Annotated in this window: 18 protein-coding genes, 1 tRNA gene, 2 rRNA genes and 1 riboswitch (1 of these 22 only partly in view); of the genes, 14 read left to right on the forward strand and 7 right to left on the reverse strand. The window is 62.5% G+C overall.

Annotation, left to right across the window (positions count from 1 at the left end; translation table 11 throughout):
• From AC6I9R_RS03655 to AC6I9R_RS03680, 6 genes are all read left to right on the forward strand, one after another.
• A 23S ribosomal RNA gene (locus AC6I9R_RS03655) occupies positions 1-2,387 on the forward strand (it extends 442 nt beyond the left edge of the window).
• 124 nt (positions 2,388-2,511) lie between these two features.
• Positions 2,512-2,626, forward strand: a 5S ribosomal RNA gene (gene rrf / locus AC6I9R_RS03660).
• Between the two features lie 289 nt (positions 2,627-2,915).
• Positions 2,916-2,992: transfer RNA gene (locus tag AC6I9R_RS03665), tRNA-Met, on the forward strand.
• Positions 2,993-3,369: 377 nt separating this feature from the next.
• On the forward strand, positions 3,370-4,602 hold the full coding sequence (locus tag AC6I9R_RS03670; protein ID WP_461427467.1) for a hypothetical protein: 1,233 nt from the start codon (positions 3,370-3,372) through the stop codon (positions 4,600-4,602).
• Positions 4,603-4,604: 2 nt separating this feature from the next.
• Positions 4,605-6,071 carry a Dyp-type peroxidase gene (locus tag AC6I9R_RS03675; protein ID WP_461427468.1) on the forward strand — a complete coding sequence of 489 codons (1,467 nt, stop codon included), beginning with the start codon at positions 4,605-4,607 and terminating at the stop codon, positions 6,069-6,071.
• 73 nt (positions 6,072-6,144) lie between these two features.
• Positions 6,145-7,131 carry a hypothetical protein gene (locus tag AC6I9R_RS03680; protein ID WP_461427469.1) on the forward strand — a complete coding sequence of 329 codons (987 nt, stop codon included), beginning with the start codon at positions 6,145-6,147 and terminating at the stop codon, positions 7,129-7,131.
• Between the two features lie 8 nt (positions 7,132-7,139).
• Here AC6I9R_RS03680 and AC6I9R_RS03685 read toward each other — a convergent pair whose 3' ends face one another.
• Genes AC6I9R_RS03685 through AC6I9R_RS03700 form a run of 4 tightly spaced genes read right to left on the reverse strand, consistent with a single transcriptional unit; the run spans position 7,140 to position 10,769 of the window.
• Entirely contained in the window at positions 7,140-7,922 is a 783-nt protein-coding gene (locus AC6I9R_RS03685; RefSeq protein WP_461427470.1) for an ABC transporter permease, read from the reverse strand.
• Entirely contained in the window at positions 7,919-8,806 is an 888-nt protein-coding gene (locus tag AC6I9R_RS03690; RefSeq protein WP_461427471.1) for an ABC transporter permease, read from the reverse strand. The genes AC6I9R_RS03685 and AC6I9R_RS03690 overlap by 4 nt, the downstream gene beginning before the upstream one ends.
• A 32-nt stretch (positions 8,807-8,838) precedes the next feature.
• Positions 8,839-10,320 carry an ABC transporter substrate-binding protein gene (locus AC6I9R_RS03695; RefSeq protein ID WP_461427472.1) on the reverse strand — a complete coding sequence of 494 codons (1,482 nt, stop codon included), beginning with the start codon at positions 10,318-10,320 and terminating at the stop codon, positions 8,839-8,841.
• Positions 10,317-10,769, reverse strand: coding sequence for a DUF1636 family protein (locus tag AC6I9R_RS03700; protein ID WP_461427473.1), 453 nt, complete (start codon positions 10,767-10,769; stop codon positions 10,317-10,319). The genes AC6I9R_RS03695 and AC6I9R_RS03700 overlap by 4 nt, the downstream gene beginning before the upstream one ends.
• 131 nt (positions 10,770-10,900) lie before the next feature.
• A riboswitch (cobalamin riboswitch) is annotated at positions 10,901-11,105 on the reverse strand.
• Between the two features lie 391 nt (positions 11,106-11,496).
• On the opposite strand from AC6I9R_RS03700, the gene AC6I9R_RS03705 reads away from it, so the two are divergent.
• From AC6I9R_RS03705 to AC6I9R_RS03740, 8 genes are all read left to right on the forward strand, one after another.
• Positions 11,497-12,501 (forward strand): glycosyltransferase family 2 protein, encoded by a 1,005-nt coding sequence (locus tag AC6I9R_RS03705; protein WP_461427474.1) that lies wholly within the window; start codon positions 11,497-11,499, stop codon positions 12,499-12,501.
• A 33-nt stretch (positions 12,502-12,534) separates the two neighbouring features.
• Positions 12,535-13,317 carry a glucose-1-phosphate cytidylyltransferase gene (locus tag AC6I9R_RS03710; protein ID WP_461427475.1) on the forward strand — a complete coding sequence of 261 codons (783 nt, stop codon included), beginning with the start codon at positions 12,535-12,537 and terminating at the stop codon, positions 13,315-13,317.
• Positions 13,311-14,393, forward strand: a complete 1,083-nt coding sequence (rfbG, locus tag AC6I9R_RS03715; RefSeq protein ID WP_461427476.1) for a CDP-glucose 4,6-dehydratase — start codon at positions 13,311-13,313, stop codon at positions 14,391-14,393. Before AC6I9R_RS03710 ends, rfbG begins: the two co-directional genes overlap by 7 nt.
• Positions 14,381-14,839, forward strand: coding sequence for a dTDP-4-dehydrorhamnose 3,5-epimerase family protein (locus AC6I9R_RS03720; RefSeq protein WP_461427477.1), 459 nt, complete (start codon positions 14,381-14,383; stop codon positions 14,837-14,839). The genes rfbG and AC6I9R_RS03720 overlap by 13 nt, the downstream gene beginning before the upstream one ends.
• Positions 14,836-15,786: an NAD-dependent epimerase/dehydratase family protein gene (locus AC6I9R_RS03725; protein WP_461427478.1), complete on the forward strand. Its 951-nt coding sequence runs from the start codon at positions 14,836-14,838 to the stop codon at positions 15,784-15,786. The genes AC6I9R_RS03720 and AC6I9R_RS03725 overlap by 4 nt, the downstream gene beginning before the upstream one ends.
• A 73-nt stretch (positions 15,787-15,859) precedes the next feature.
• Positions 15,860-19,066 (forward strand): reductive dehalogenase, encoded by a 3,207-nt coding sequence (locus AC6I9R_RS03730; RefSeq protein ID WP_461427479.1) that lies wholly within the window; start codon positions 15,860-15,862, stop codon positions 19,064-19,066.
• A 64-nt stretch (positions 19,067-19,130) separates the two neighbouring features.
• Entirely contained in the window at positions 19,131-20,021 is an 891-nt protein-coding gene (locus tag AC6I9R_RS03735; RefSeq protein ID WP_461427480.1) for a LysR family transcriptional regulator, read from the forward strand.
• A complete protein-coding gene (locus tag AC6I9R_RS03740) occupies positions 20,018-20,761 on the forward strand; it encodes a sulfite exporter TauE/SafE family protein (RefSeq protein ID WP_461427481.1) in 744 nt (247 codons plus the stop codon). The genes AC6I9R_RS03735 and AC6I9R_RS03740 overlap by 4 nt, the downstream gene beginning before the upstream one ends.
• 54 nt (positions 20,762-20,815) lie before the next feature.
• Here AC6I9R_RS03740 and AC6I9R_RS03745 read toward each other — a convergent pair whose 3' ends face one another.
• The 3 genes from AC6I9R_RS03745 to AC6I9R_RS03755 are packed head-to-tail and all read right to left on the reverse strand — an operon-like array spanning position 20,816 to position 22,955.
• Entirely contained in the window at positions 20,816-21,481 is a 666-nt protein-coding gene (locus AC6I9R_RS03745) for a fumarate hydratase C-terminal domain-containing protein (RefSeq protein WP_461427482.1), read from the reverse strand.
• Entirely contained in the window at positions 21,478-21,999 is a 522-nt protein-coding gene (locus tag AC6I9R_RS03750; protein WP_461427483.1) for a hypothetical protein, read from the reverse strand. The genes AC6I9R_RS03745 and AC6I9R_RS03750 overlap by 4 nt, the downstream gene beginning before the upstream one ends.
• The gene (locus tag AC6I9R_RS03755) at positions 21,999-22,955 is read right to left on the reverse strand and encodes a fumarate hydratase (RefSeq protein ID WP_461427484.1); all 957 of its coding nucleotides are present in this window, start codon (positions 22,953-22,955) and stop codon (positions 21,999-22,001) included. Before AC6I9R_RS03755 ends, AC6I9R_RS03750 begins: the two co-directional genes overlap by 1 nt.
• Positions 22,956-22,966: the final 11 nt, after the last annotated feature.

Here is a 22,966-nt window from a genome sequence, read left to right on the forward strand (position 1 = left end):
CGAAGGCTAAGTACTCCTTACTGACCGATAGTGAACCAGTACCGTGAGGGAAAGGTGAAAAGCACCCCGACGAGGGGAGTGAAACAGTTCCTGAAACCGAACGCCTACAAGCAGTCGGAGGCTCCTTGCGAGCTGACGGCGTACCTTTTGTATAATGGGTCATCGACTTGGTCTCACGAGCAAGCTTAAGCCGTTAGGTGTAGGCGCAGCGAAAGCGAGTCTTAATAGGGCGTTGAGTTCGTGGGATCAGACCCGAAACCGAGTGATCTAGGCATGTCCAGGATGAAGGTAAGGTAACACTTACTGGAGGTCCGAACCCACACCTGTTGAAAAAGGTCGGGATGAGGTGTGCCTAGGGGTGAAAGGCCAATCAAACTCGGAGATAGCTGGTTCTCCGCGAAATCTATTTAGGTAGAGCGTCGAGCGAATACCACGGGGGGTAGAGCACTGAATGGGTAATGGGGGCCCACAGCCTTACTGATCCTAATCAAACTCCGAATACCCGTGAGTACTACTCGGCAGACACACAGTGGATGCTAACGTCCATTGTGGAGAGGGAAACAACCCTGACCTCCAGCTAAGGCCCCTAATTCATGGCTAAGTGGGAAAGCAGGTGGGACGACCAAAACAACCAGGAGGTTGGCTTAGAAGCAGCCATCCTTTAAAGATAGCGTAACAGCTCACTGGTCTAAATAAGTTGTCCTGCGGCGAAGATGTATCGGGGCTCAAGCCATGAGCCGAAGCTGAGGATGCACATAGTGCATGGTAGCGGAGCGTAGTGTGACTAAACCAATCTCTCTTCATCACCTTCGGGTGGTTCGGAGAGAAGGGTTTTTCTGTGAAGCCGGGGCGTGAGCCATCCGGTGGAGAGATCACTAGTGAGAATGATGACATGAGTAGCGACAAACAGGGTGAGAGACCCTGTCGCCGAAAGTCCAAGGGTTCCTGCTTAAAGTTAATCTGAGCAGGGTAAGCCGACCCCTAAGGCGAGGCCGAAAGGCGTAGTCGATGGGAACCAGGTTAATATTCCTGGGCCAGCCAGTAGTGACGGTTCGTGAAGATTGTTCACCCTTATCGGATTGGGTGGGCCGTTAATCGGATCCTGGAAATAGCTCTGGCATAAGATCGTACCCTAAACCGACACAGGTGGACTGGTAGAGAATACCAAGGCGCTTGAGAGAACGATGTTGAAGGAACTCGGCAAAATACCTCCGTAAGTTCGCGAGAAGGAGGCCCAGTTTCTACGCAAGTATTGACTGGGGGCACAAACCAGGGGGTGGCGACTGTTTACTAAAAACACAGGGCTCTGCGAAGTCGCAAGACGACGTATAGGGTCTGACGCCTGCCCGGTGCCTGAAGGTTAAAAGGAGGAGTGCAAGCTCCGAATTGAAGCCCAGGTAAACGGCGGCCGTAACTATAACGGTCCTAAGGTAGCGAAATTCCTTGTCGGGTAAGTTCCGACCTGCACGAATGGCGTAACGACTTCCCCGCTGTCTCCAACATCGACTCAGCGAAATTGAATTGCCTGTCAAGATGCAGGCTTCCCGCGGTTAGACGGAAAGACCCCGTGCACCTTTACTACAGCTTCAGACTGGTAACAGGACTGGGATGTGCAGGATAGGTGGTAGGCTTTGAAGCAGGAACGCTAGTTTCTGTGGAGCCATCCTTGAGATACCACCCTTCGCATTCTTGTTATCTAACCGCGGTCCGTTATCCGGATCCGGGACCCTCTGTGGCGGGTAGTTTGACTGGGGCGGTCGCCTCCTAAAGAGTAACGGAGGCGCGCGAAGGTTGGCTCAGAGCGGTCGGAAATCGCTCGTTGAGTGCAATGGCAGAAGCCAGCCTGACTGCGAGACTGACAAGTCGAGCAGAGTCGAAAGACGGCCATAGTGATCCGGTGGTCCCGAGTGGAAGGGCCATCGCTCAACGGATAAAAGGTACGCCGGGGATAACAGGCTGATGGTGCCCAAGAGTCCATATCGACGGCACCGTTTGGCACCTCGATGTCGGCTCATCTCATCCTGGGGCTGGAGCAGGTCCCAAGGGTACGGCTGTTCGCCGTTTAAAGAGGTACGTGAGCTGGGTTTAGAACGTCGTGAGACAGTTCGGTCCCTATCTGCCGTGGGTGTAGGATACTTGAGAGGAGTTGCCCCTAGTACGAGAGGACCGGGGTGAACGATCCACTGGTGTACCAGTTGTTCCGCCAGGAGCAGTGCTGGGTAGCTATGATCGGAAAGGATAACCGCTGAAGGCATCTAAGCGGGAAGCCCCCCTCAAAACAAGGTATCCCTGAGAACCGAGGTAGACCACCTCGTCGATAGGCCAGAGATGTAAGCGTGGTAACACGCTCAGTTGACTGGTACTAATTGTTCGATAGGCTTGATTTGATCCAGTGAAAGGCAGTTTTGCCCGAACCGGACACCAAGCATCACCAACACCATACAGTGTTAAAATCTGGATATTGCTCGCGCATCTTTGATGCGCAGGACTGATCGTTTGTTTCTTTCTTGGTTTGGTGGTCATAGCACGAGCAAAACACCCGGCTCCATTCCGAACCCGGCCGTTAAGTGCCGTTGCGCCGATGGTACTGCATCTTAAGGTGTGGGAGAGTAGGTCACCGCCAAACCTAGTAAGAAACAAACATATCTCTCTAACGATGATCACCAGTTCCTAGATCAAATGAAGCACCCCACGGGGTGTTTTTTGCGTTTCATGGCTTGGACGCGGCGCTGGCATGAGCGCCGTGCAAACGGATGCGTCCCCAACCGCGCTTATCGACGCCGCTTCCCCCCCCAAAAGTCCCCCCGAAAACACCTGTACCTCCAGGCATTCCCACCTCCTGCGCAGAAAGATTGCAATTCTGTGACACACCCCCTTGCGACTCGGGGGGAGGGGTTATACCTCACCCCTATTGGCGCGGGATGGAGCAGCCCGGTAGCTCGTCAGGCTCATAACCTGAAGGTCGTAGGTTCAAATCCTACTCCCGCAACCAATAACACCGATCGCAAGACGCAGTTCAAAGCCTCCCCTCGGGGAGGCTTTTGCTTTTGTGCTCTCCGGCCCCCCATCCCAAACCCTTGAACGCCGAAGGTCGCGCTCTCGGCGCGCCGCTTGCACTGACAGGTTTAATCGTGCACGCTTTAAACAGTGGTTTTTATTGGTGCAATTTGATCAAACGGTTTGAAGGCCTTTCCCAGACGGCCCTGCAAGGCCGTCGACAAGAAGCGTAATTCTGTAGTTTTCCCTGATCACGCGCCGCTTATTTCATTCGGGTTTTCGTCCTCGAAAACTCGGCTGAGCGTTTATTGATACCGGCTATTGGAGAATGCATCGCTCCAAAAATACGAATTTGCGAGAAAGGCATCCCCCATGCACAACAAGTTCACGATCGTCGCATCTCTGCTGCCCGGTCATCAGGCGGCGGTGCAGGAGATCCTGAAGCCGTTTGGCACGGTTTGCCCCGACACCGAGAACGACAGTTTTGGCTTTGCGCAAATCACGACGCTTCACTTCGCCAGCCTCTGCGTTTTCGACGACATCGAAGAAGGGTGGTCGCTGCTGTTCGAGCACAACATCGACGGCCCGATTGAGGCGCATATCGATAACCTCCTGTCGGTGGCCGAGGCGTTGGATGGCGGGGCGTTTCTGCTCGGGCTCTACGGCCATTGCGCGGGGTTCAAGACCCAAACACTGCCAGGCCTGCGGGCGTATCTGCTGGAGCGGGTGATCAAGCCACAAGCCGGGTTCATTTCAGCGGTCGGGATGAGCCGCGATCAGATCCGCCTTGATGCGCGTGTCTATCAGGTTGTCGATGAAGCCCTCGGCGCCGCAGGTCAACCTTTGCCACCGGCCGAGGCGCAGACGCAGGTTCTGGCGGCCCTTGATGCAGATCCGTCCCTCCAGGATTGGCGCACGTTCGAGGATCCGGGCACCAAGCTTGCTCTGTTGCCCAAGATCTGGGCCGTCCTGTGCCTGATCGTCAGCGCCATCGGGTTCCTGATCCTCGCCGTCGTCAACTTGCCGCGCGAACGCGCCGCCGACGAAAACCGGGCCCGCCCCGATCCTGACCTGGAGCTATCGTTCGCCCGGAACGAGGATCTGATCCCGACCAACCACATGCTCAGCGTCGTCTACGTCCACACCGACTTTGGGCGCCAACTGGCCAAACGCGCCGCGTTCGGGTTGCTTGGCAATCTCGTCACGCTGTTTTTTCGCAAGGGCTTCCTGGGTGAGATCAACACAATCCATTTCGCCCATTGGTCGTTTTGCAGCAAAAGCCGCAGGTTGATTTTCGTCAGTAACTACGACGGCAGTTGGCGCAGTTATCTGGACGATTTCACGTTGAAAGCCAGCAACGGGTTGAATTTGGCCTGGGCGCATTCTGTCGGCTATCCCAAGACCTGGGCGATGCTGGCCGGGGGCGCCTCCAACGGTCCGCAATTCATCGATTACGCCCGCCGGTCCATGTTTCCCACACTGGTCTGGTATTCCGCCTACCCCGCGGTCAGCGTCACCAACATTGACCGGAACCGGCAATTGCGCGCCGCGCTGATCAAGGCGCAGGGCGGCAGCACAGATACATCCTGGTTGGAGCTTGTTTGAACATGGCAGAGACTGATCTTACCGCCAGCCCGGACATTCAGGGCATCTTTTTCCGAGGCTACGTGAAGCTGGACAAGGCCGCCTACGGCTTTTTCCGCGTCACCGACCGCGCCGCGTTTCAGCGCTGGCTGGGGCAGATGTTGTCCGAGGACAAGATCACGACCGCCAAGGACCGCCAGCCCGCCGAGGGCGTGCACAACCGCATGAACATCGCCTTCACCGCCGAAGGGATGCAGGCGCTTTTGCAGGCGGGGTATATTCCCGACAGCTACGATCATGCCTTCGCGGCGGGCATCACCAGCCCCCAGCGCAATCGCATCCTGGGCGATGTGGACAGCAATGACCCCAAGCACTGGGACTGGGGCGGGCGCGAAGCCGTCCACGGCGTGCTCATGTCGTTTGCTCCCACGACCGAGACCGCAAAGGACTGCCTGCTCGCGGCCCTCTGCGCCGACAACGGCGCGGATTGCACCCACACGACCTATGGCCACCTGGAGCCCGACCAGCGCGAACCCTTCGGGTTCAAGGACGGCGTCTCGCAACCCGTGATTGACGGAACGAAACGGGCCGAGGCCCTGAAAAAGAGCAACCCCAAGGAAGCCAAGGTCAGCATCGTGCCCGCGGGTGAGTTGTTGATGGGCTATAAGGATGGCACCGACACCCTACCGCGCACGCCGGCCACCAGTGCCGGGCTTGACCCCGACGGCTTGCTCGACCCGCATCCAGAGTGGCACGACCGGCGCGACCTGGGGAAGAACGGCACCTATCTGGTTTTCCGCCAGCTTCAGCAGCACACCAAGGAATTCTGGGACTACGTCGAGGGTGCCGCCACCGGTGAGGGCGACGATACGCCCAAGAAGCTGGCCGAAAAGATGATCGGGCGTGGGATTGATGGCGAAGGCCTGGCGCCGGGCAAGCATGACACCTACGAGACCAACAACGATTTTGATTTCACCGATGACCGCGACGGGCATCATTGCCCCATCGGCAGCCACGTGCGGCGCGGCAATAACCGGGCGGTGAACATCCAGAGTGCGACGAAATCGCTCGACGTGACACTGCGCCACCGGATCTTGCGCCGCGCGCGCATCTTCAAGGACGAGGATGGCGCGACGGGCCTGCAGTTCATCTGCTTCAACGCCTCGATCGAGCGGCAGTTCGAGTTCGTGCAATCCGCCTGGTGCAACAACTCGTTCTTCCAGGGCCTGCAGAGAGAGGTTGACCCGATCATCGGCACGCCCCGCGCGGCCCGTTTGGGCGTCGAGAAGGTGGATCGTTTCACCATCCAACGCTCTCCCTACCGGCGGGTGTTGGAGAATCTGCCACAATTCGTGACCGTGCGCGGCGGCGGGTATTTTTTCATGCCGGGCATGCAGGCGCTGCGGTTCATGGCGCAAACCTGTCAGGCAGAAGCCACGCTACAAAGCGATTTCGTAACTTTGGCAAGCGACGCGGCACCTGGCGCGTGATGCGCCAAACCCCACATTCGGGCCCCGTTCCCGGTAATTCATTTCTGTCTACGACACTTGGAAAGGCTCCCTTATGACATCTGCATTCAATGACACGCCCGTGCCCGGCTGGGTGGGCGGTTTCGCGCAATCCAATCCGGCCTTTGCCTATCCCAGCCCGGACCTCTCCAGCCTGCCTTTGCTCGACAATCTGGACAACATTGACAAGCTTGACCGGCAGCAGGATGTGCTCTGGCCCGAGTTCAGCTGGCTCACCATTCCCGGCGACGAAAGCTCTCGCTGCTTCCAGATGTTTGCGCCTGATATCTCGCGCCTTGGCTACACGAACGAGGGCCGCGTCTACTCCATCATCTGCCCGCAGCAAGGCACCGCGTCGCCGACCTTTGGCGCGATCAATGTGGAGGTGACAGTCACCGGCCAGCGCGGGTGGGTCGATGAAGAGACAAAATCCATCGCCGCCGAGCTGACCGTTGAAGGCAAGATCTGGTTCAGCCCCGGGGCGGATCAAAACGGCCTCGTGCGCCTCGCGTGGGAGCTTTTTGCAAATAGCGAGCATCCGTTCCCGTCCTCAAAAGAGAACGCGATCCGGGTCCGCACCCATTTGCCGGGCGACCCCAATCAGCCGGTTTTCCCGCTGCGCGACGGCGCGTCGCCCCTGTTCCAAAGCCCCAAGTTCGCCACCCATGCGGATCAGGCCTGGTCCATGGGCCATATCGACGTCGAGATCGGCGAAGTTCACAAGGTCGGCGATGAGATGGTCGACGATTTCAACGCCATGATCCTGGAGGTCTTCAACCTGGCCAAGGGCAACATCCTGGCGGATGGGACCATCCTGTCGTGGAATGTCTGGTTCACGGCACCGGAACATGTGAACCGCGCCGAATGGCGCAACCACGCCGAGGTCTGGCGCCACTCCATCGATGCGGATCACGGAAGCCCCGATGGCCCCGGCACCGATCCGGTCTATTTCGACGGCTCGCCCCTCAACATCGTGCAGGGGCAGATCGACCACGAGATTGCGCTGATCAAGGCGTGGTTGAAAAAGCACCTGTTCGACTGATCGCGGCCCTAGCCACGGCGGCCTCTGCGTTGATCCAACACGACGTGGAGGCCGAGCGAGACGACGGCACAGGCGACAACCGGGGCCAGCACCAGTCGCGGCTCGGTGAACAGAAAGATGCGATATTCATAGATCATCGCGCCCCATTCCGGGCGGCCGGTGTCGGCGGACAATCCGATGAACCCAAGCGAGGCAACCACGATCACGGCGCGCCCGGCGTCGGCGCCCGCCAATGCGCCGATGGCGGGCCAGGCGTTGGGCAGCATGTGGCGGCGGACGGCAGATGAAAGCGTCACGCCCAGGGCCTCGCTCGCCTGCCAATAGGCCTCGCCCCGGATGCGGTCAAAAAGGGCCGCAATGGTCAGCGCATAGGGCGCCCAGGACGTGACCAGCAGAGCCATGGCCACCGTCCAGATGCTTGCGCCGAACGCGGCAGACAGAACCAGAGCCGTCACAAGGGTAGGCAGCGCCAGGGCGGTTTCGGCCAACCAACTCAAGGCGTACCTTGTGTTGGTAGGACCCAGGGCGATCAGCCCGCCCGCCAGCACGCCCAGGCCGATCCCCCCTGCCAGGACAATCGCGATGGCCACGAGCGAGGGTACCGCGCCCCAGATGACGCGTGTCGCAAGGTTCCGGCCCAGATGATCGGTGCCAAGCGGATGCGCGGTTGAGGGGCCCGCAAGGCGATTGGTCAAGTCGACGGCGTGGGGATCGCCGGGGCCACCCATCAGCGCGAAAAGGGTCCCGATGGCAATTGCCACAAGGGCGGCGATGACAAAGACGCGGCTCATGTCAGGCGGGGGTCCAGGCCGTGGCGCAGCAGCCGGGCGGCCTGCAACACCAGCGCCACCCAAAGCGCGACCAGCGCGATGTAGGGCTGCAAGACGGCGTAATCGCGGTGGTTCACGGCCTGCACCACCCGTTCCGAGAGGCCGGGCACGCCAAAGACGATCTCGGCCACCGCCGTGCCCCCCACGATCCAGGCCAATTCCGGTGCCAGTCCGGCGCAAAGCGTCAAGGCGCCTGCCGCGCGTCCGTGGTGCCACAAGGCACCGGTGGTGGAGTGTCCTTTGGCCAGCGCGGTGCGGAAGTAGGGGCTTTCCTTGACGTCCATGAACCCCGCGCGTGTCAGCCGCGCGATGGATCCCAGAGAGAAAGCGGCAACCAGCAGCATCGGCAGAAGCACACGCTCCACCGGGCCGCCGCCAAAGGCGCTGATCCAGCGCAGCTGCACCCCGAACACCCAAAGCATGACCAGCCCGACGGCAAAGGCGGGCAAGGCCTGGCCCGCAATGGCAAGCCCGCGTGAGGCCATGTCGGCCCATCCCCCCGGGGTCAAAGCGGCGCCGAACCCCAAGGCGTAGCCGCCCAGGATGGCCAGCGTCATGCCGCCAAAGCCGATGGCGGCGGAATAGGGCAGGCGCGCCGCGAAATCCTCTGCCACGGGACGCCCGGTCTCAAACGACACGCCCCAATCGAACAGCATGAAGCCTGAAAGCCAGCGGGCGAATTGCGAGATGAGCGAGCCGTCGAGGCCCCACTGCGCGCGGTACTCGGCCACGATACCGGGACCCGAGCGGATGTTGACGTGGTCAAGGAAGATCTCGACCGGGTCGCCGGGCATCAGGCGCAGCAGGAAAAAGGCGGCGGCGACGACAGCCAACCATGACAGCACAAGCCGCAGACAGGTTTGTGCCGCCGCCGGTGTCATTCTGCTGCGACGAGGTCGGGTCGGATCACGTAGTAGTCCGAGCCCCAGGGCTCATACCCGGCCAGGGCGGGCGACAGGCCGACGTGCCATTCAGGCGTGACCAGGAAGGACACCGGCGCGCCCTCGGCGATTATCTCCTGGGCTTGCAGCGCCAGGTCGATGCGGGCCTGGGGACCACCCTCGGCGCGCAGGTCGGCAATCAGCGAGTCATAGTCGGGGTTCGACCATCCGGCATAGTTTCGGGCCGCGTCCGTCTCGAAGAACAGCGACAAGAACAGGCCCGGATCACCCGCAGGAGCCGTATGTTGTGCCCAAAGGAACAGGTCATAGGCGCCGCTGCCCGCCACGTCGCCGGGGCTTTCGGTGATTTGCGTGGTGACGGTGATGCCCAGATCGGCCAGAGCCGCGCGGATGATCGGCTGGAAAGTCACTAGATCGGGGCGCTGGGGGTAGGCGTAAAGCACCAGCTCCAGCGCCGTGCCATCGCGCATACGCCTGCCGCCCTCTCCCAGAGTCCAGCCTGCGTCATCCAGAAGGGCAGCAGCGGCAGCAGGGTCGTAGGGCAGGGCACCTGTAGCGGCGAAGGGATAGCTTCCCGCGAAAGCCCCGGTGGCGGGCACGCCGGCCTGGGCGCCCGTGACCAGGTCATCGCGGCTGATCGCCATGTCGATGGCCTGGCGCACACGGGCATCCGATAGCGCGGGCGTGCGCGTGTTCATCCACATCATGTATTGGTAGGCGACGGGGAAAGAGACGGTGTCGCCCTCGGCCGCGTCCAGCATCGGCAGGGTTTCCACCGGCAGGTTGAAGGCCATGTCCAATTCGCCCGACGCGAAGGCCAGCGCCAGGGACTGGCCATCGGCGATGCGGCGCAGGGTGATGTTGGGGCGATCTTCCGCGCCTGCGTAGAAGGCGTTGGGGACCATCTCGATGGAGCCGCCGGATTCAAAGCTTTCGACCGCAAAGGGGCCGGTGAACACCACCGTGTCGCCCTCCAAACGGTAGACCGGGAAGGCCCATTCCGCGAGGATCGAGGGCAGGATCGTGGTGGGCTGCTCGGTTTCGACGTTCAGCGTGGTGTCGTCGACCACCGTGAAGACCAGCCGCCCCGCCGTCGCGCGGGCCGAGGGGTTGGCCTCACCCGTGCGGTTCAGCGCCTCGGCCACGGCGGCTGCCGTCACGGGGGTGCCGTCCGAGAAGAAGCGATCCGCGGCCAGCTCTATCGTCCAGGTGCCATCGTCGTTGGCGCGGGCCGAGGCCGCGAGGTTCGGCACGACCTCGCCCTCGCGCGAGACTGTGAACAATTGCTCGCCGATGCCGTGGCTGACCACGGCCCACCCGTTAGAGCCCTCGGACGGGTCGAGGCCCGAGGCGAGGAACGTCTGGCCAATGGTGATGTCCTGGGCGGGGGCGGCCAGTGGCATAAGCGCCAGAAGTGCTGTTGCGGCCAGGGCCTTGGGCAAAAAGGTTGGGGTCATTGCGGTTCAGTCTCCAGTATTGGGGTGTGTGTCGTGTCCAGCGATTCGACAAGGTCGCCGCTGAAACAATGGGGTGGAATGCGGCCAAGGATGCCGGCCTGTAGAACTTCGGGTCGGGCGGGGCGGGGCAGAAAGCCCGTGTCGGTGCGCGCGTAGGCTGCGGCAACCTCCAGAACCTCGGCGGCGTGCCGCTTTGGGTCGAGATCACCGAAAAGGTAGGTAAACCGCGCCGCACCCGACAGCGCGATGGCGCAGGGGCGTTTGCATTGGCTCATGCAGTTCACGCCGCGCAGTCGCACGCCAAGCCGTGCCGCATCTCTGGCGCAGAAACCAGCCGCAACGGCGCGCGCCAATCGCCGCCCACCGCGCTGATCCAGATCGGTATCCCGCGTCTCGCGCCCGTCGCGGCAGCGCAGGCAAATTGAAAGGGTTACGTCCGTCTTCGCCACCGTCCCCATCCCTCCGAAAGACGGAGGCAGGTCGGCCCAGACGGCGCAAGCGCCGCACGAATGCGGAAAGGATTAGTCGCCCGTTTGGCGTCACGCATAGGTCCACTCCCACCAGACACCCCGCCTGGTTGATCGTTGTCTCTCAGCAGGCAGGTCTCCTGACTCGCGGGGTAAACTGACGCCGACCTTCCCAACCGCCGATGCGGTCAGTGGCATATTTGGCGTCAACAATCCGCTTACAGTTGCGGGGGCAGTCAAGGCATTGGGTGGATCACCCGCACCTCGTTCCCTCTTAGCGCCACCGGGAAGTGGCGACCGTGCTGACGCGGAAACCAAACGCATTCACACCGGCAATGTCAATCGCCAGCGACACGCGCGCTGTCACTTTTGTCGGACGGCTCGGCAGCCCGCATCCCCGCCCGGGGCGTAGCGCGCGTGCATCACCTGGGCCGCAACCGGGGCCGGATCGCCCGTTGAAGGCCCAATCGCCGCCGCCGGTCTTGATTAGCGCGCCCCGGACGCCGCATACTTGGGGCGAGCAGAAGAACAAAACAGCATGGGCACCCCTATGGGCATCACGGCACAGTCGCATTCCTGCCCTGAAAGGCAGGACCCGCCCTGGGATTCCGGGCGCGGGGTCCCTGCCGCGCCAAGCCCCCTGCACAACAAAAAACACAGTGAGTAGCGTGATATGACAAACCCATCGGGCGTTCTAATGGTCGCCATCATGAAGGACGAAGCGCCCTATATCCTGGAATGGGTTGCCCACCACAAAGCCCTGGGTGTCGAGGATTTCATCGTCTTCTCCGCCGATTGCGACGACGGCACCGACCACATGCTGGAGCGTCTTGACCGTCTGGGCTACCTGCGCCACGCGCCGAACCCAAAGCGCATCTTCCGTCAGATCCCGTCGTGGCAGGTGGGCGCGCTGCGCTATGCCACGAAGTTCGCGCGCTATGAAGACGCCCAGTGGATCATCACGGTCGATGCCGATGAATTCGTGGACGTCACGGTCGGGCGGCACCGGCTGAAGGATCTGTTTGAAGCCACGGAGCCGTTTGATCTGATGAGCTTCACGGTCCTCGGCCACAACTCCAACCGGGTGCGCGGGATCGGGGACGGCAAGGTGCAGGGCGTGTTCACGCGCCCGGGCGCTGAGTTCTCAGCCTTCGACAACGACGCGCCGCCCAAGGTCGCCTCGGTCAAGACGCTGATGCGCGCGCCGCAACCCACGGCCATGTTCCGCAACCACAGGCCCAAGTTCAAGGACTTCCCCAGCACCAACCAAAGGTGGGTGGACGGCAGCGGGCGCGAGATGTCGGACCATTTCACCAACAACAAGGTCAATTCCTTGGAGTGTAACGGCAGCTTGGATCTGGGGCGGGTCAACCATTACTCCATCCGCTCGATGGACAGCTTCCTGGTGAAGGTGAACCGGGGCAATCCGTTGACCGGCGGATCGGGCCTGAAGCTGGATCAGAAGGCGATCAACGTCTTCACCGACTATTGGACGCGGCGCAACGTGGGCCTGGATAACACCCCGATCAAGCATCACGTCCCCTATGGCTACAAAGCCCTGCACAAAACGCTGATGGACGATCCGATCCTGTCGGACCTTCACGAGGGGGCGATATCGATTCATAAGCAGACGGTGGAGCTTGTGTTGAACTCCGACAGCGGTCGAATTATCGCCGAGGCCATGGGATACTTCGAGACCGAAGCGGCAGAATAAAAGCAGAATAAAAAACGAGCGAGGCGAGACAGGATGAAAGTTGTAATTCTTTGCGGCGGCTACGGCACCCGCATCCGCGGCGTTGCCGACGATGTCCCCAAGCCGATGGTCGAAATCGGCGGGCGTCCGATGCTGTGGCACATCATGAAATACTTCGCCAGCTACGGGCATACCGACTTTGTGCTCTGCACGGGTTACAAGAGCTACGTGATCAAGGATTACTTTCTCAACTACGACCATCAGTTCAGCAATATCTCCCTGACGATCGGCGATGGTCAGGCCCCGAAAATCGACTACCTCCATGATGAGGCCGGGTGGAACCTGCAGATCATCGACACAGGCACCGAGACGATGACCGGCGGGCGCATCGCGCGGATCAAGCAGTTCGTCGCGGGGGAGGAGAGCTTCTTTCTGACCTACGGCGATGGCCTCAGCGATGTGGACCTCGACAGCCTGCGCGATTTCCACGCCAGCCATGGCAAGGCCCTGACCGTCACCGGCGTGTCGCCTCCGGGCCGCTTCGGCGAAATCGTCTCGACCGAGGGGGGCCGCGTGACGGGCTTTAATGAGAAGCCGCAGGTCAGCGGCGGGCGCATCTCGGGCGGGTTCTTTGTCGCCTCGCAGGCGATGTTCGACCACCTCAGCGGCGAAGACGACGAAGTGTTCGAGGATCAGCCGATGGATCGTCTGGTGCAGGCCGAAGAGCTGGTGATGTACGATCACGCGGGCTTCTGGCAGTGCATGGACACCTACCGCGACTGGAAGCTGATGCAGGGTCTGATCGATAGCGACAAGGCCGCGTGGAAACGATGGTGACGCCTCTGGAAAGTGCGTTTGCGGGCAAGCGGGTTCTGCTGACGGGGGACACCGGGTTCAAGGGCGCCTGGCTGGCCCTTTGGCTGCAACGCATGGGGGCCGAGGTCCATGGCCTCGCCCTGCCCGAAACCGGCCCCGAGACGCTGTTCGCCCGGCTGGGCCTGCGCGATATCATTCAACACACTGACGGTGACATCCGCGACGCAGCCGCCGTCGACGCGGCCTTTGAACAGGCCCGCCCCGAGGTGGTGCTGCACCTGGCCGCGCAAGCGCTGGTGCGCCAAAGCTACCGCGACCCGGTCGAAAGCTTCTCGACCAATGTCATGGGCTCGATCAACGTCTGGGAGGCCACGCGCCGCCATGCGGAAACGTTGCGCGCGTTGATCAGCGTGTCGTCCGACAAATGCTACCAGAATAACGAATGGGTCTGGGGCTACCGCGAGACTGACCGCTTGGGCGGCAAGGACCCCTACAGCGCCTCCAAGGCGGCCATGGAAGTGGCGTTCGAGGCCTGGGTTCAGTCGTTCTTCTCGGAAATCCCGACGCTCGGCTATGCCTCGGTCCGGGCGGGCAATGTGATTGGCGGCGGCGATTACTCGGAAGATCGCATCACGCCGGATATCGTGCGCGCCCTCTCCGCCGGGCAGCCGGTGCCCATGCGCAACCCCAATGCCACAAGGCCCTGGCAGCATGTGCTGGAGCCGCTGGGCGGCTACCTGACCCTCGCAGCCAAGCTGTTGGACGACCCGCTGACCTGTCGCGGGGCGTGGAACTTCGGCCCCGATGTCTCCGCCAACCAATCGGTTGCGGCCTTCGTCGAGACGGCCATCGAGGCCTGGGGCAGCGGCACCGCCGAAGCCCGCCCCGACCCCAACGCCCCGCGCGAGGCGGGGCTTTTGTCGCTCAACTCCGACAAGGCCTACAAGTTGCTGGGCTGGCACACCGCCTGGGATTTTGAAAGCAGCGTGACCAACACAATCGATTGGTATCGCGCGGTGGAAGGCGGCGGCGACGCCACCCAGATCACCGCCGCCCAGATCGAGCAATACGAGAAGGACCAGAAATGGCGAGTATGATTGAAGGCGTGAAGATCGAGCCGCGCCGCCAGATTGTGGATGAGCGTGGCAAGATCATGCATATGCTCAAATCCACGGACGACGTGTTCCAGGATTTCGGCGAGATCTATTTTTCGGTCGTCAATCCCGGCGTCATCAAGGCCTGGCACATCCACAAGAAGATGATCCTGAACTACGCGGTGCCCTACGGGGCGATCAAGTTTGTCCTTTACGATGACCGCGACGACAGCCCGACCAAAGGCGTGCTGCAAGAGGTCTTCCTTGGCCCCGACAGCTACAACCTTGTTACCGTGCCGCCGATGGTCTGGAACGGGTTCAAAGGCATCAGCTCGACGCCCGCCATCGTTGCGAATTGCTCCTCGATCCCCCATGACCCGGACGAGATCATGCGCTGCGATCCGTTTGACAATGACATCGGCTACGACTGGGCCTTGAAGCACCAATGACCCGCGTCCTCGTCACCGGCGGCACCGGCTATGTCGGCGCCCGCCTCGCCGCTTATCTTGCGGGCGAGGGGGCAGAGGTTGTCGTCTCGACCCGCCAGCCGGTTCATGCGCTGCCCTATCTGCCGGGGGCCGCAGTGGCGCAGGTCGATTTCAGCGACAAGGCCAGCCTGCGCGCTGCCATGGAAGGCGTGGATATTGTCTATCACCTCGCCGGCGCCAATGAGATCGTGGCAGGCCAAGACCCGCAGCGCGCGGTGACGGACACGATCACCGCCTCCCTCAATGCGCTGGATGCCGCCGTGGACGCCGAGGTGAGGCGGTTCGTGAACTTCTCTACCGCCCATATCTACGGCCCGCTTGTGGGGCGGATCACGGAAGCCAGCCCCACCAAGCCCACGCATCCCTATGCCATCACCAATCTGGCGGTCGAACATTTCGTCCAGCGCTGTGACGCCATGGGCAGGATCGAGGCGGTGAATATCCGCCTCTCCAACGCTGTCGGCGCGCCCCTGCACGCTCACGTTGACCGCTGGACGCTGGTCGCCACGGACCTCTGCCGTATGGCGGTCGAACGGGGTGAGCTGCGGCTGCAGTCGGACGGCACGCAGGCGCGCGATTTCGTGCCCCTTTCAGACGTCGTGCGTATCGCCGCCGCGCTGGGGCAAAGGCCGCGCGCGGACCTGGGCGAGGGGGCGTTCAACCTCGGCAACGGCCGGACCGAGACCGTCGGCACCATCGCGCAGATGATCCAGGCGGCCTACCAGGCCCGCACCGGCCAGGACATCGCCATTCACTACGGCCCAGCGCCCGCAACGGTAAGCAACGCCGCGCCGCTGGAGTTCAGCATCGACAGGCTGCGGGCGCTGGATCTGGTGCCGGAAACCTCGCTTGAGGCCGAACTGGCCCAGACGCTCGACGCCTGTTTCACCTTCTTCGGGTCAGACTAAGCCGCGCGGGCGCTTGTGATCCTGGCGCGCGGGCGGCTACGCTTGGGGGCGACGGATAACAAAGGCCAAACCCATGACGCGCTTTTTCTCGGACAAGACCCGGCCCGTTCATATGGGCCGCTACCCGTCCGAGCGGTTGGCCCGAACCGCGCAAGCGCCGGATCTGGCCCAGGTGCCCGCCGCGCCGCACCTCTCTTTCGCCCGCCGCGACGCGCCCCATTCGATCCTGAACGCCATGCGCGAACATCAGGCGATGCTCGACGCGATCCGCGATGGCCTGGTGAACCGCGCCTTGGCCGAGACCCCGAAGGACCCGCAGGAGCGGGCCGATCACCTCAAAGCCTTCGGGTATTTCCAGGACGCCGCGCTGGTGGGCGTCTGCAAACTGCCCGATGCGGCCTTGCTGGAAACGCCCCATGTCAACCCGGACGTCGAACGCCTCGCCCATGACCTGAAGACCCGCCAGACCAAGACCCTGGCGGCGGGCATCGACTTGATCATGTCGGACCTCAAGGAAAGCATGGAGGCGCCGCCGACGGGCATCGACGGGCACACCCATGCGCTCGTATTCTTGTATGAGAACCCGCGCATGCCGCGCGCGGATGAACCCGGCGCGGGCTGGATCGCGGACGCCCAGGCCCACCGCGCCGGGCTTCTGGCGGCAGAGGCGGCGGTGATCCTGGCCAATTACCTGCGCGTTCTGGGCCACGATGCGCGTGGCCATACGGTCTCCAGCGCTGACGTGGACCTTAACAAGCTGGCCGTCGCGGCGGGGCTGGCCACGGTGGAAGACGGCGCGCTCCACCATCCCTACATCGGTACGCGGTTCGGGTTGTCAGCGGTCACCACGACGTTCGAGATTGCGCCGGACCTGCCCCTCGTCCCGCTGGACCAACAACCGAAATCGGCCTTCGGTCTGGGCTGGAAGCTGGGCACCGCCTCGGCCAAGAACGCGCTCAACGCGGAACCCTACGCCAAGCGCCGTTTCGTTGACGGCGCCCATCCGTTCGAAACGCTGACCCGCGTTGACACGCCCACCACCTACATCGACGAGCCGAATGTCGCCCGCGTCCCCAAACGCACCGACATGTTCGCGCGCGCGCAATTCGGCGACATGGGCAAGAAGATGCAAGAGGGCGCGAAGGGCGGGCACTACGTGCGCAAAGCCGCTCCGTCCTCGGCCCAACGCCGCGCCTTGGGGGCGTTCGTGTTGCTGCAAGATGGTGAAGCTGCTCCCGAGAAGATCCGGATCGACCCGCAAGAGGCGGCAGACCTGATCAAGGCCACCAGCTATTGGCTCGGCGCCGATGCCGTCGGCATCTCGCGCTGCCCTGACTGGGCGTGGTACAGCCATGACGCGCGCGGCGATGTCATTGATCCACCCCACGACCAAGCCATCAACATGATCATCGATCAGGGCTATGAGACGATGGAGGGGTCATCAGGCGACGACTGGATCGCCGTGGCACAATCGATGCGCGCCTACCTGCGGTTTTCGCTGATCGGCGGGGTCATCGCCAAGCAGATCCGCAACCTCGGCTACAAGGCCAAGGCGCACACCGTGATGGACGGCGAGGTCTTGCAGCCGCCGCTTCTGCTGCTCAGCGGCCTCGGAGAGGTCTCCCGGATCGGTGAAGTCATCCTCAACCCCTTCCTCGGCCCCCGCCTCAAGTCCGGCACCGTCACGACGGACCTGCCGCTGGCCCACGACAAACCCATCGATTTTGGCCTGCAGCGTTTCTGCGAAAGCTGCAACAAATGTGCCCGCGAATGCCCCTCGGGCGCGATCACCGCCGGGCCGAAGCTGATGTTCAACGGCTACGAGATCTGGAAAAGCGACAGCCAGAAATGCGCCACCTACCGCGTCACGACACCGGGTGGGGCGATGTGCGGGCGTTGCATGAAGACCTGCCCCTGGAACCTCGAAGGTCTGTTCAAAGAGCGCCCCTTCCGCTGGGCCGCGATGAACGTGCCGCAACTGGCGCCCGCCCTGGCGAAGCTGGATGACGTGGTGGAAAACGGCACGCTGAACCCGGTCAAGAAGTGGTGGTGGGATCTGGAGGTTTGCGACGACGGCGCCTATCGCCCGACGCAGCAGCCGGTCAACAAACGCGCGCTGCAAAAGGACCTCGACCTGAAGTACGAGGACCAGACGCTCGCCGTCTACCCCGCCCCCCTCGCGCCGCATCCCTACCCCTATCCCTTCCCGATGGACCGAGAGGCCGGCATCGCCGCCTATCAGGCGATGGTCACGGCAGACGAATACAAGGCCCTGCTGGAACGTGACGAGACCGGGCATCTGCACATCTACACGGCGGAGGGCGAAAGCCCGGTGATCCAGGTCGAAATCACCCGCGCCGAGGGCAGCGCAAAGGGGATCAGCGTCTACGAGTTCCAGCCCGTGGACGGCGGCCTGCTGCCGGAATGGCAAGCGGGCGCGCATCTGGATATCGTCGTAGCGCCCGAGTTCCTGCGCCAATACTCCATGTCCGGTGACCCGGCGGACCGCTCGAAATATCAGATCTCGGTTCTGCTAGAAGAAGAGGGGCGCGGCGGCTCCAAGCTGTTGCAGCGGATCTTCAACAAGGGGCGGCGGGTGTTCATTTCGCGGCCGATCAACCACTTCCCGCTCGACCCCACGGCGACCCACAGCCTGCTGATGGGCGGCGGCATCGGGATCACCCCGATGATCGCCATGGCCCATGAGCTGCACGCCCAAAACCGCCCCTTCACCATGCACTACTCTGGCCGGTCCCGCGCGACGATGGCGCTTCTCGATGAGATCGCGAGCTTCCCCTGGGCTGACCGCGTGCAATTGCACATCACCGATGAGGGCACGCGCGCCGATCTGGCGCCGATCATGGCCGGCTACCGCGACGGCTGGCACGTCTACACCTGCGGCGCAGATCGCTACATGGCCGCCGTGATGGAGGCCGCAGAGGCCGCAGGCTTCCCCGAGGCCGCGCGGCATCTGGAGTATTTCTCGGTCCCCGAGGTGCCGGACTACGTGAACCATCCGTTCACCCTGAAACTGGCGACCTCCGGCAAGGAAATACACATTCCCGCCGACAAATCCGCCACCGACGTGCTGGCCGAGAATGACATCCACGTCGACGTCAAATGCTCTGACGGGATCTGCGGCGTGTGCAAATGCACGCTGGTCTCGGGCGCGGTGGAACACCGGGATTTCGTGCTGTCGAAGGCGCAGCGGGAAACCGGCGTGATCCTGTGCCAATCCCGCGCCGCCGAGAAAGACGGCGTGATTGAGGTGGACCTTTGAGGTGCGGCGTGTAAGCAAGCCTAACAAGATTGACCGTATCGCGCCGCCCGACTGAAAGCCCCCCTTGACCATTCGCCTCCTCCGCACCCTCGTCGCCGTGGCCGACGCTAAGACGTTTTCCGCCGCAGCCGAGGTGGTGCATGTGACCCATGCCGCCGTCAGCCAGCAGATGCAGACGCTGGAGGCAGACCTTGGCGTCACGCTCTTCAATCGCAGCACCCGCACGCCGGAACTCACGCCCATCGCCCATCAGATCGTCGCCAAAGCCCGCGTGTTGCTGGCCGATTACGACGGCCTCGTCGCCTCCGTCCTCGATGAAGATGGCCTGAGCGGAGATCTGCGCCTCGGCGCGCTCGGCACCACGCTGACCGGCCTCACCCCCCAGGCGATGGCGATCCTGAAGGATCGCTTTCCCGGCATCGGCCTGCACATTCGCCCCGGCCTGACCGGAGAGCTTTTGGCCGACATCGAGCGGGGCACGCTCGACGCGGCCATCGTCACAAAACCCCACCTCTTGCCGCCGCGCATCCAGTTCCGCCCCCTCGCGCAGGAACCGCTGCAACTCATCGCGCCCCAGGATGAGCCAAGCGATGATCCCTTCGCGCTGCTGCGCACCCGGCCCTTCATTCGCTTCAACCGCAACGCCGTTCTGGGTACGCTGATCGAGAACTGGATCCTCGCCAAGCGAGTGCAGGTGTCGGAGGCGATGGAACTCAACAGTGCCGAGGCGATCTCAAGCATGGTCCAGGCGGGCCTTGGGGTCTCCATCGTGCCCGATCTTGCGGTCAAACCGCAGGACGGCGTGCGGGTCAAACGGCTTGCGCTGGGCCGCGATGCCCCGGCGCGCATCCTTGGCCTTGCCTGCCACAAGGATCAGGTCAAACCGCGCGTCATCGACGCCGTGTTTGACGCGCTCATCAGCGTCATCCCCCCGGCCCATCGGGCGATCTCGTGACGCCGGAACTGATCACTTTCCTGCTGTTGGGTGCTGTCGCGGGTGGTTTCATCAACGGCCTCTCGGGCACGGGCACGGCGCTTTTCGCACTGGGGTTCTACCTGGTTGTCCTGGACCCGGTGACAGCCGTGGCCATCGTGTCGCTGATGTCAGTGCTGGCCGGAGTGCAGGGCGTCTGGGTCGTGCGCAGCGCCATCTTCGACAACCCCAAACGCCTGCTGCGGTTCGTCATCCCCGGCCTTGTCGGGGTGCCCCTCGGCGTGTGGCTGCTCGCGGGCCTCGACGCGACGGTCCTGCGCTACGGCGTCGCCACGCTGCTGATCGTCTACGGCGCCTATTTCACTTTCCGCGCCGCCCTTCCGGCGTTCGAGCGTCCGACCCCGGTGCTCGACAGTTGCGTCGGCGGGCTGGGCGGGATCCTCGGCGGCGCCGCGGGGATGTCCGGCGCTTTGCCGTCCATCTGGATGTCCCTGCGCCCCTGGACAAAGTTCGAGACACGTGCCGTCCTGCAGCCCTTCAACATGACGATGCTTCTGACCACGGTCGGCCTGCTTTTCGCCCAGGGCGCCTATGATGCCGAGGCCCGTTGGGCGCTTCTCGTCACCATCCCCGCCGGGTTGCTGGCCGCTCAGATCGGCATCGCGGTGTTCAAACGCCTCAGCAACACCGGCTTTCGCCGCCTCTTGATCGCGTTGAACCTGATCATGGGGCTCGGGATCCTGATCTCGGAACTGAACTAGGTCACCTCACCCTGAGGCGGAAGCCTCAAATGACCTCACCCTGAGGCGGACGCCTCAAATCACCTCATCCGTGCGGTCGTCACTCTCGCCATACCGCTTCAGCGTCGCAGGCCGCGTCCCCTCATACACCCGCGCCACATTCTCCGCGATCTTGGCATTCTCCCGCTCAAACAGGCAGTCGCCGTTGAGGTCCGAGGCGACGATGAACGGCCCCATCTTGTTGCACTTCAACACCCACATCGCCTGGGCGAGGCCAAGCTCCTCATTCCAGTGCACGGCCTCGACGTTTTCGACACCCCGCCCGAGCAGCGCGCCCGTGCCGTAACCCACGGTCGAAAGATACACCGCCCCATTAGGCACGAAGTACTCCTTGTAATCCTTCGACGTCATCCCCCCCTTGCCGACAATAAGCTTCGCCCCGGTCTTGGCCATCCACTCCGGCAACCACTTGGCAAAGCGAAACGACGCGGTGGCGGTCACCGCCCCCATATCAAACGACCCGTCCGGGTTAATCCGCGCGGCGGGCGAGCAATGGAAGTTGGCCGCCGACTGCGCAGGCAGTTCCATCGGGATATTCGCGCGCTCTTCCAACGAACGCATGTAGACGCCCTCCCGCGCCGTATACATCAGGCCGCTCAGGTAGACGACGTCCCCCAGCCGCAGCTTGGCGATGTCGTCGTGGGAGGGCGTCGTGGAGAGGATGATTTCACGGGGGCTCATGAGATACCTCTCAGTTTACGATACAGGCCGTGAGAATGGTCTGGGTCAAACGGCAGGGAAAAGCGCTTGCCGTTGAAGGTGTGGGTGCAACACGAACAATTCGGCCGCATGTCGTGTTCCGTCAGTTGCGGCGCAACGCGTTGCAGGCGGTTATCTGCATCGATCCAAAGGCCGGAATAGTAGCTACTTTCACCGATGCGAACGACATCCCGCGCGTCGGATGGTTGCAACGCCACAAGCCAGTAAACTGGATCTTCGCGGTCGAGACGAGACACAGCTTCAGAATGGACCATGTCCCAGTCTTCGCCGACTTTCGAAAGAAGGAACCGAAACAGCGGCGTGTAGTCTAACCCGTGGTGATGCTTTGGGCCCATCCCGGCGGTCAAAACATCCGACGCTTTCTCATCCTTGGTGTTTCGTTGCCAGCGATACTCGCCACCGTGCCCACAGGGTGCGAACCGCGCCGTTCTGTTGACCCGCCGGTAGAGCGGCTTCTTTTCGAACCGTCTTTGCGCCATTACTCCGCCGCCTTCCTCGCAGGCTCCCATTCCACCGTCTCACGGCGCTGGTAGTCGGTGAACCAGTCCGGGTCGGTGCGATGCTCCACCCGCCCATCCGCATGGATTCGCGCCACCGCACGCCGCGACGACAGGCAGAAGGCATGCACGGACATCGGCATACCGCCGGTGTGGCAGTACCCCACCTCGATGTTGCAATCGATCACCATGTTCTTGCCAACAAACCCCATGGCCCCCATGCCGATGGAGTTGCCGAGCTCCTTGAACTCATCCTCCATCTCCGCAATCCGTGGGTCCGAATTCCGAGAGCCCACGACCCGCAGCGTCGAGGCCCGCTTACCCAACGTCATGCAAATATCCTTCGAGCCCCCCAACCCGATCCCAATGATCGCAGGCTGACACGCCAGCCCCCGCTTGCCGAACGCCATCAGGCTATCGAGGTAGAACCGCTTGATCCCCTGTATCCCGTCGCTCGGGAACAGCATCCGGTAATCGGTCCCAAACAGCCCTCCCTTATGGACGGTGATCAAATCGATCCATTCGCCCCCAGGCTCAAACCCATACTCAATCTCCGGCGCGCCGATGCCAACGTTATTGTCATGGTCCGTCCGCCACAAAGGATGTACCCGGTTCGGCCTCAGCGGCACTCCGTTCGTTGCATTCGCCGTCGCCCGCCGCAACGCCGCCTCCAGCGCGATCATCCCCCCTTCAACACTTGCCTCATTGCCCATCTTCACAAACCACCGCGGCACGCCGGTGTCGCCACACATCGCGCGACGGTCCTCCTTGGCGGCCTCGTAATTGTCGAGCATCGCCTTGAGCACGAACGACGACAGATCCCCATCCTCCGTCCGCGCAGCCTCCTGCAATCCGTCTAGGTAATCCTGCGGGATCTCGATGGCGGCCTTGTCCATCAAGCCCTCCGCCACCTCTTGGATAAGCGCGATCGGTATCATTCTGCTGCTCC

It is taken from the genome of Gymnodinialimonas sp. (genome assembly GCF_059726805.1).

What these genes read in the sequence shown, in the direction of transcription:
- AC6I9R_RS03670 (WP_461427467.1), top strand. Translation starts at nt 3,370, where the DNA reads ATGCACAACAAGTTCACGATCGTCGCATCTCTGCTGCCCGGTCATCAG.
- AC6I9R_RS03675 (WP_461427468.1), top strand. Translation starts at nt 4,605, where the DNA reads ATGGCAGAGACTGATCTTACCGCCAGCCCGGACATTCAGGGCATCTTT.
- AC6I9R_RS03680 (WP_461427469.1), top strand. Translation starts at nt 6,145, where the DNA reads ATGACATCTGCATTCAATGACACGCCCGTGCCCGGCTGGGTGGGCGGT.
- AC6I9R_RS03685 (WP_461427470.1), bottom strand. Translation starts at nt 7,922, where the DNA reads ATGAGCCGCGTCTTTGTCATCGCCGCCCTTGTGGCAATTGCCATCGGG.
- AC6I9R_RS03695 (WP_461427472.1), bottom strand. Translation starts at nt 10,320, where the DNA reads ATGACCCCAACCTTTTTGCCCAAGGCCCTGGCCGCAACAGCACTTCTG.
- AC6I9R_RS03705 (WP_461427474.1), top strand. Translation starts at nt 11,497, where the DNA reads ATGAAGGACGAAGCGCCCTATATCCTGGAATGGGTTGCCCACCACAAA.
- AC6I9R_RS03710 (WP_461427475.1), top strand. Translation starts at nt 12,535, where the DNA reads ATGAAAGTTGTAATTCTTTGCGGCGGCTACGGCACCCGCATCCGCGGC.
- rfbG (WP_461427476.1), top strand. Translation starts at nt 13,311, where the DNA reads ATGGTGACGCCTCTGGAAAGTGCGTTTGCGGGCAAGCGGGTTCTGCTG.
- AC6I9R_RS03720 (WP_461427477.1), top strand. Translation starts at nt 14,381, where the DNA reads ATGGCGAGTATGATTGAAGGCGTGAAGATCGAGCCGCGCCGCCAGATT.
- AC6I9R_RS03725 (WP_461427478.1), top strand. Translation starts at nt 14,836, where the DNA reads ATGACCCGCGTCCTCGTCACCGGCGGCACCGGCTATGTCGGCGCCCGC.
- AC6I9R_RS03730 (WP_461427479.1), top strand. Translation starts at nt 15,860, where the DNA reads ATGACGCGCTTTTTCTCGGACAAGACCCGGCCCGTTCATATGGGCCGC.
- AC6I9R_RS03745 (WP_461427482.1), bottom strand. Translation starts at nt 21,481, where the DNA reads ATGAGCCCCCGTGAAATCATCCTCTCCACGACGCCCTCCCACGACGAC.
- AC6I9R_RS03750 (WP_461427483.1), bottom strand. Translation starts at nt 21,999, where the DNA reads ATGGCGCAAAGACGGTTCGAAAAGAAGCCGCTCTACCGGCGGGTCAAC.
- AC6I9R_RS03755 (WP_461427484.1), bottom strand. Translation starts at nt 22,955, where the DNA reads ATGATACCGATCGCGCTTATCCAAGAGGTGGCGGAGGGCTTGATGGAC.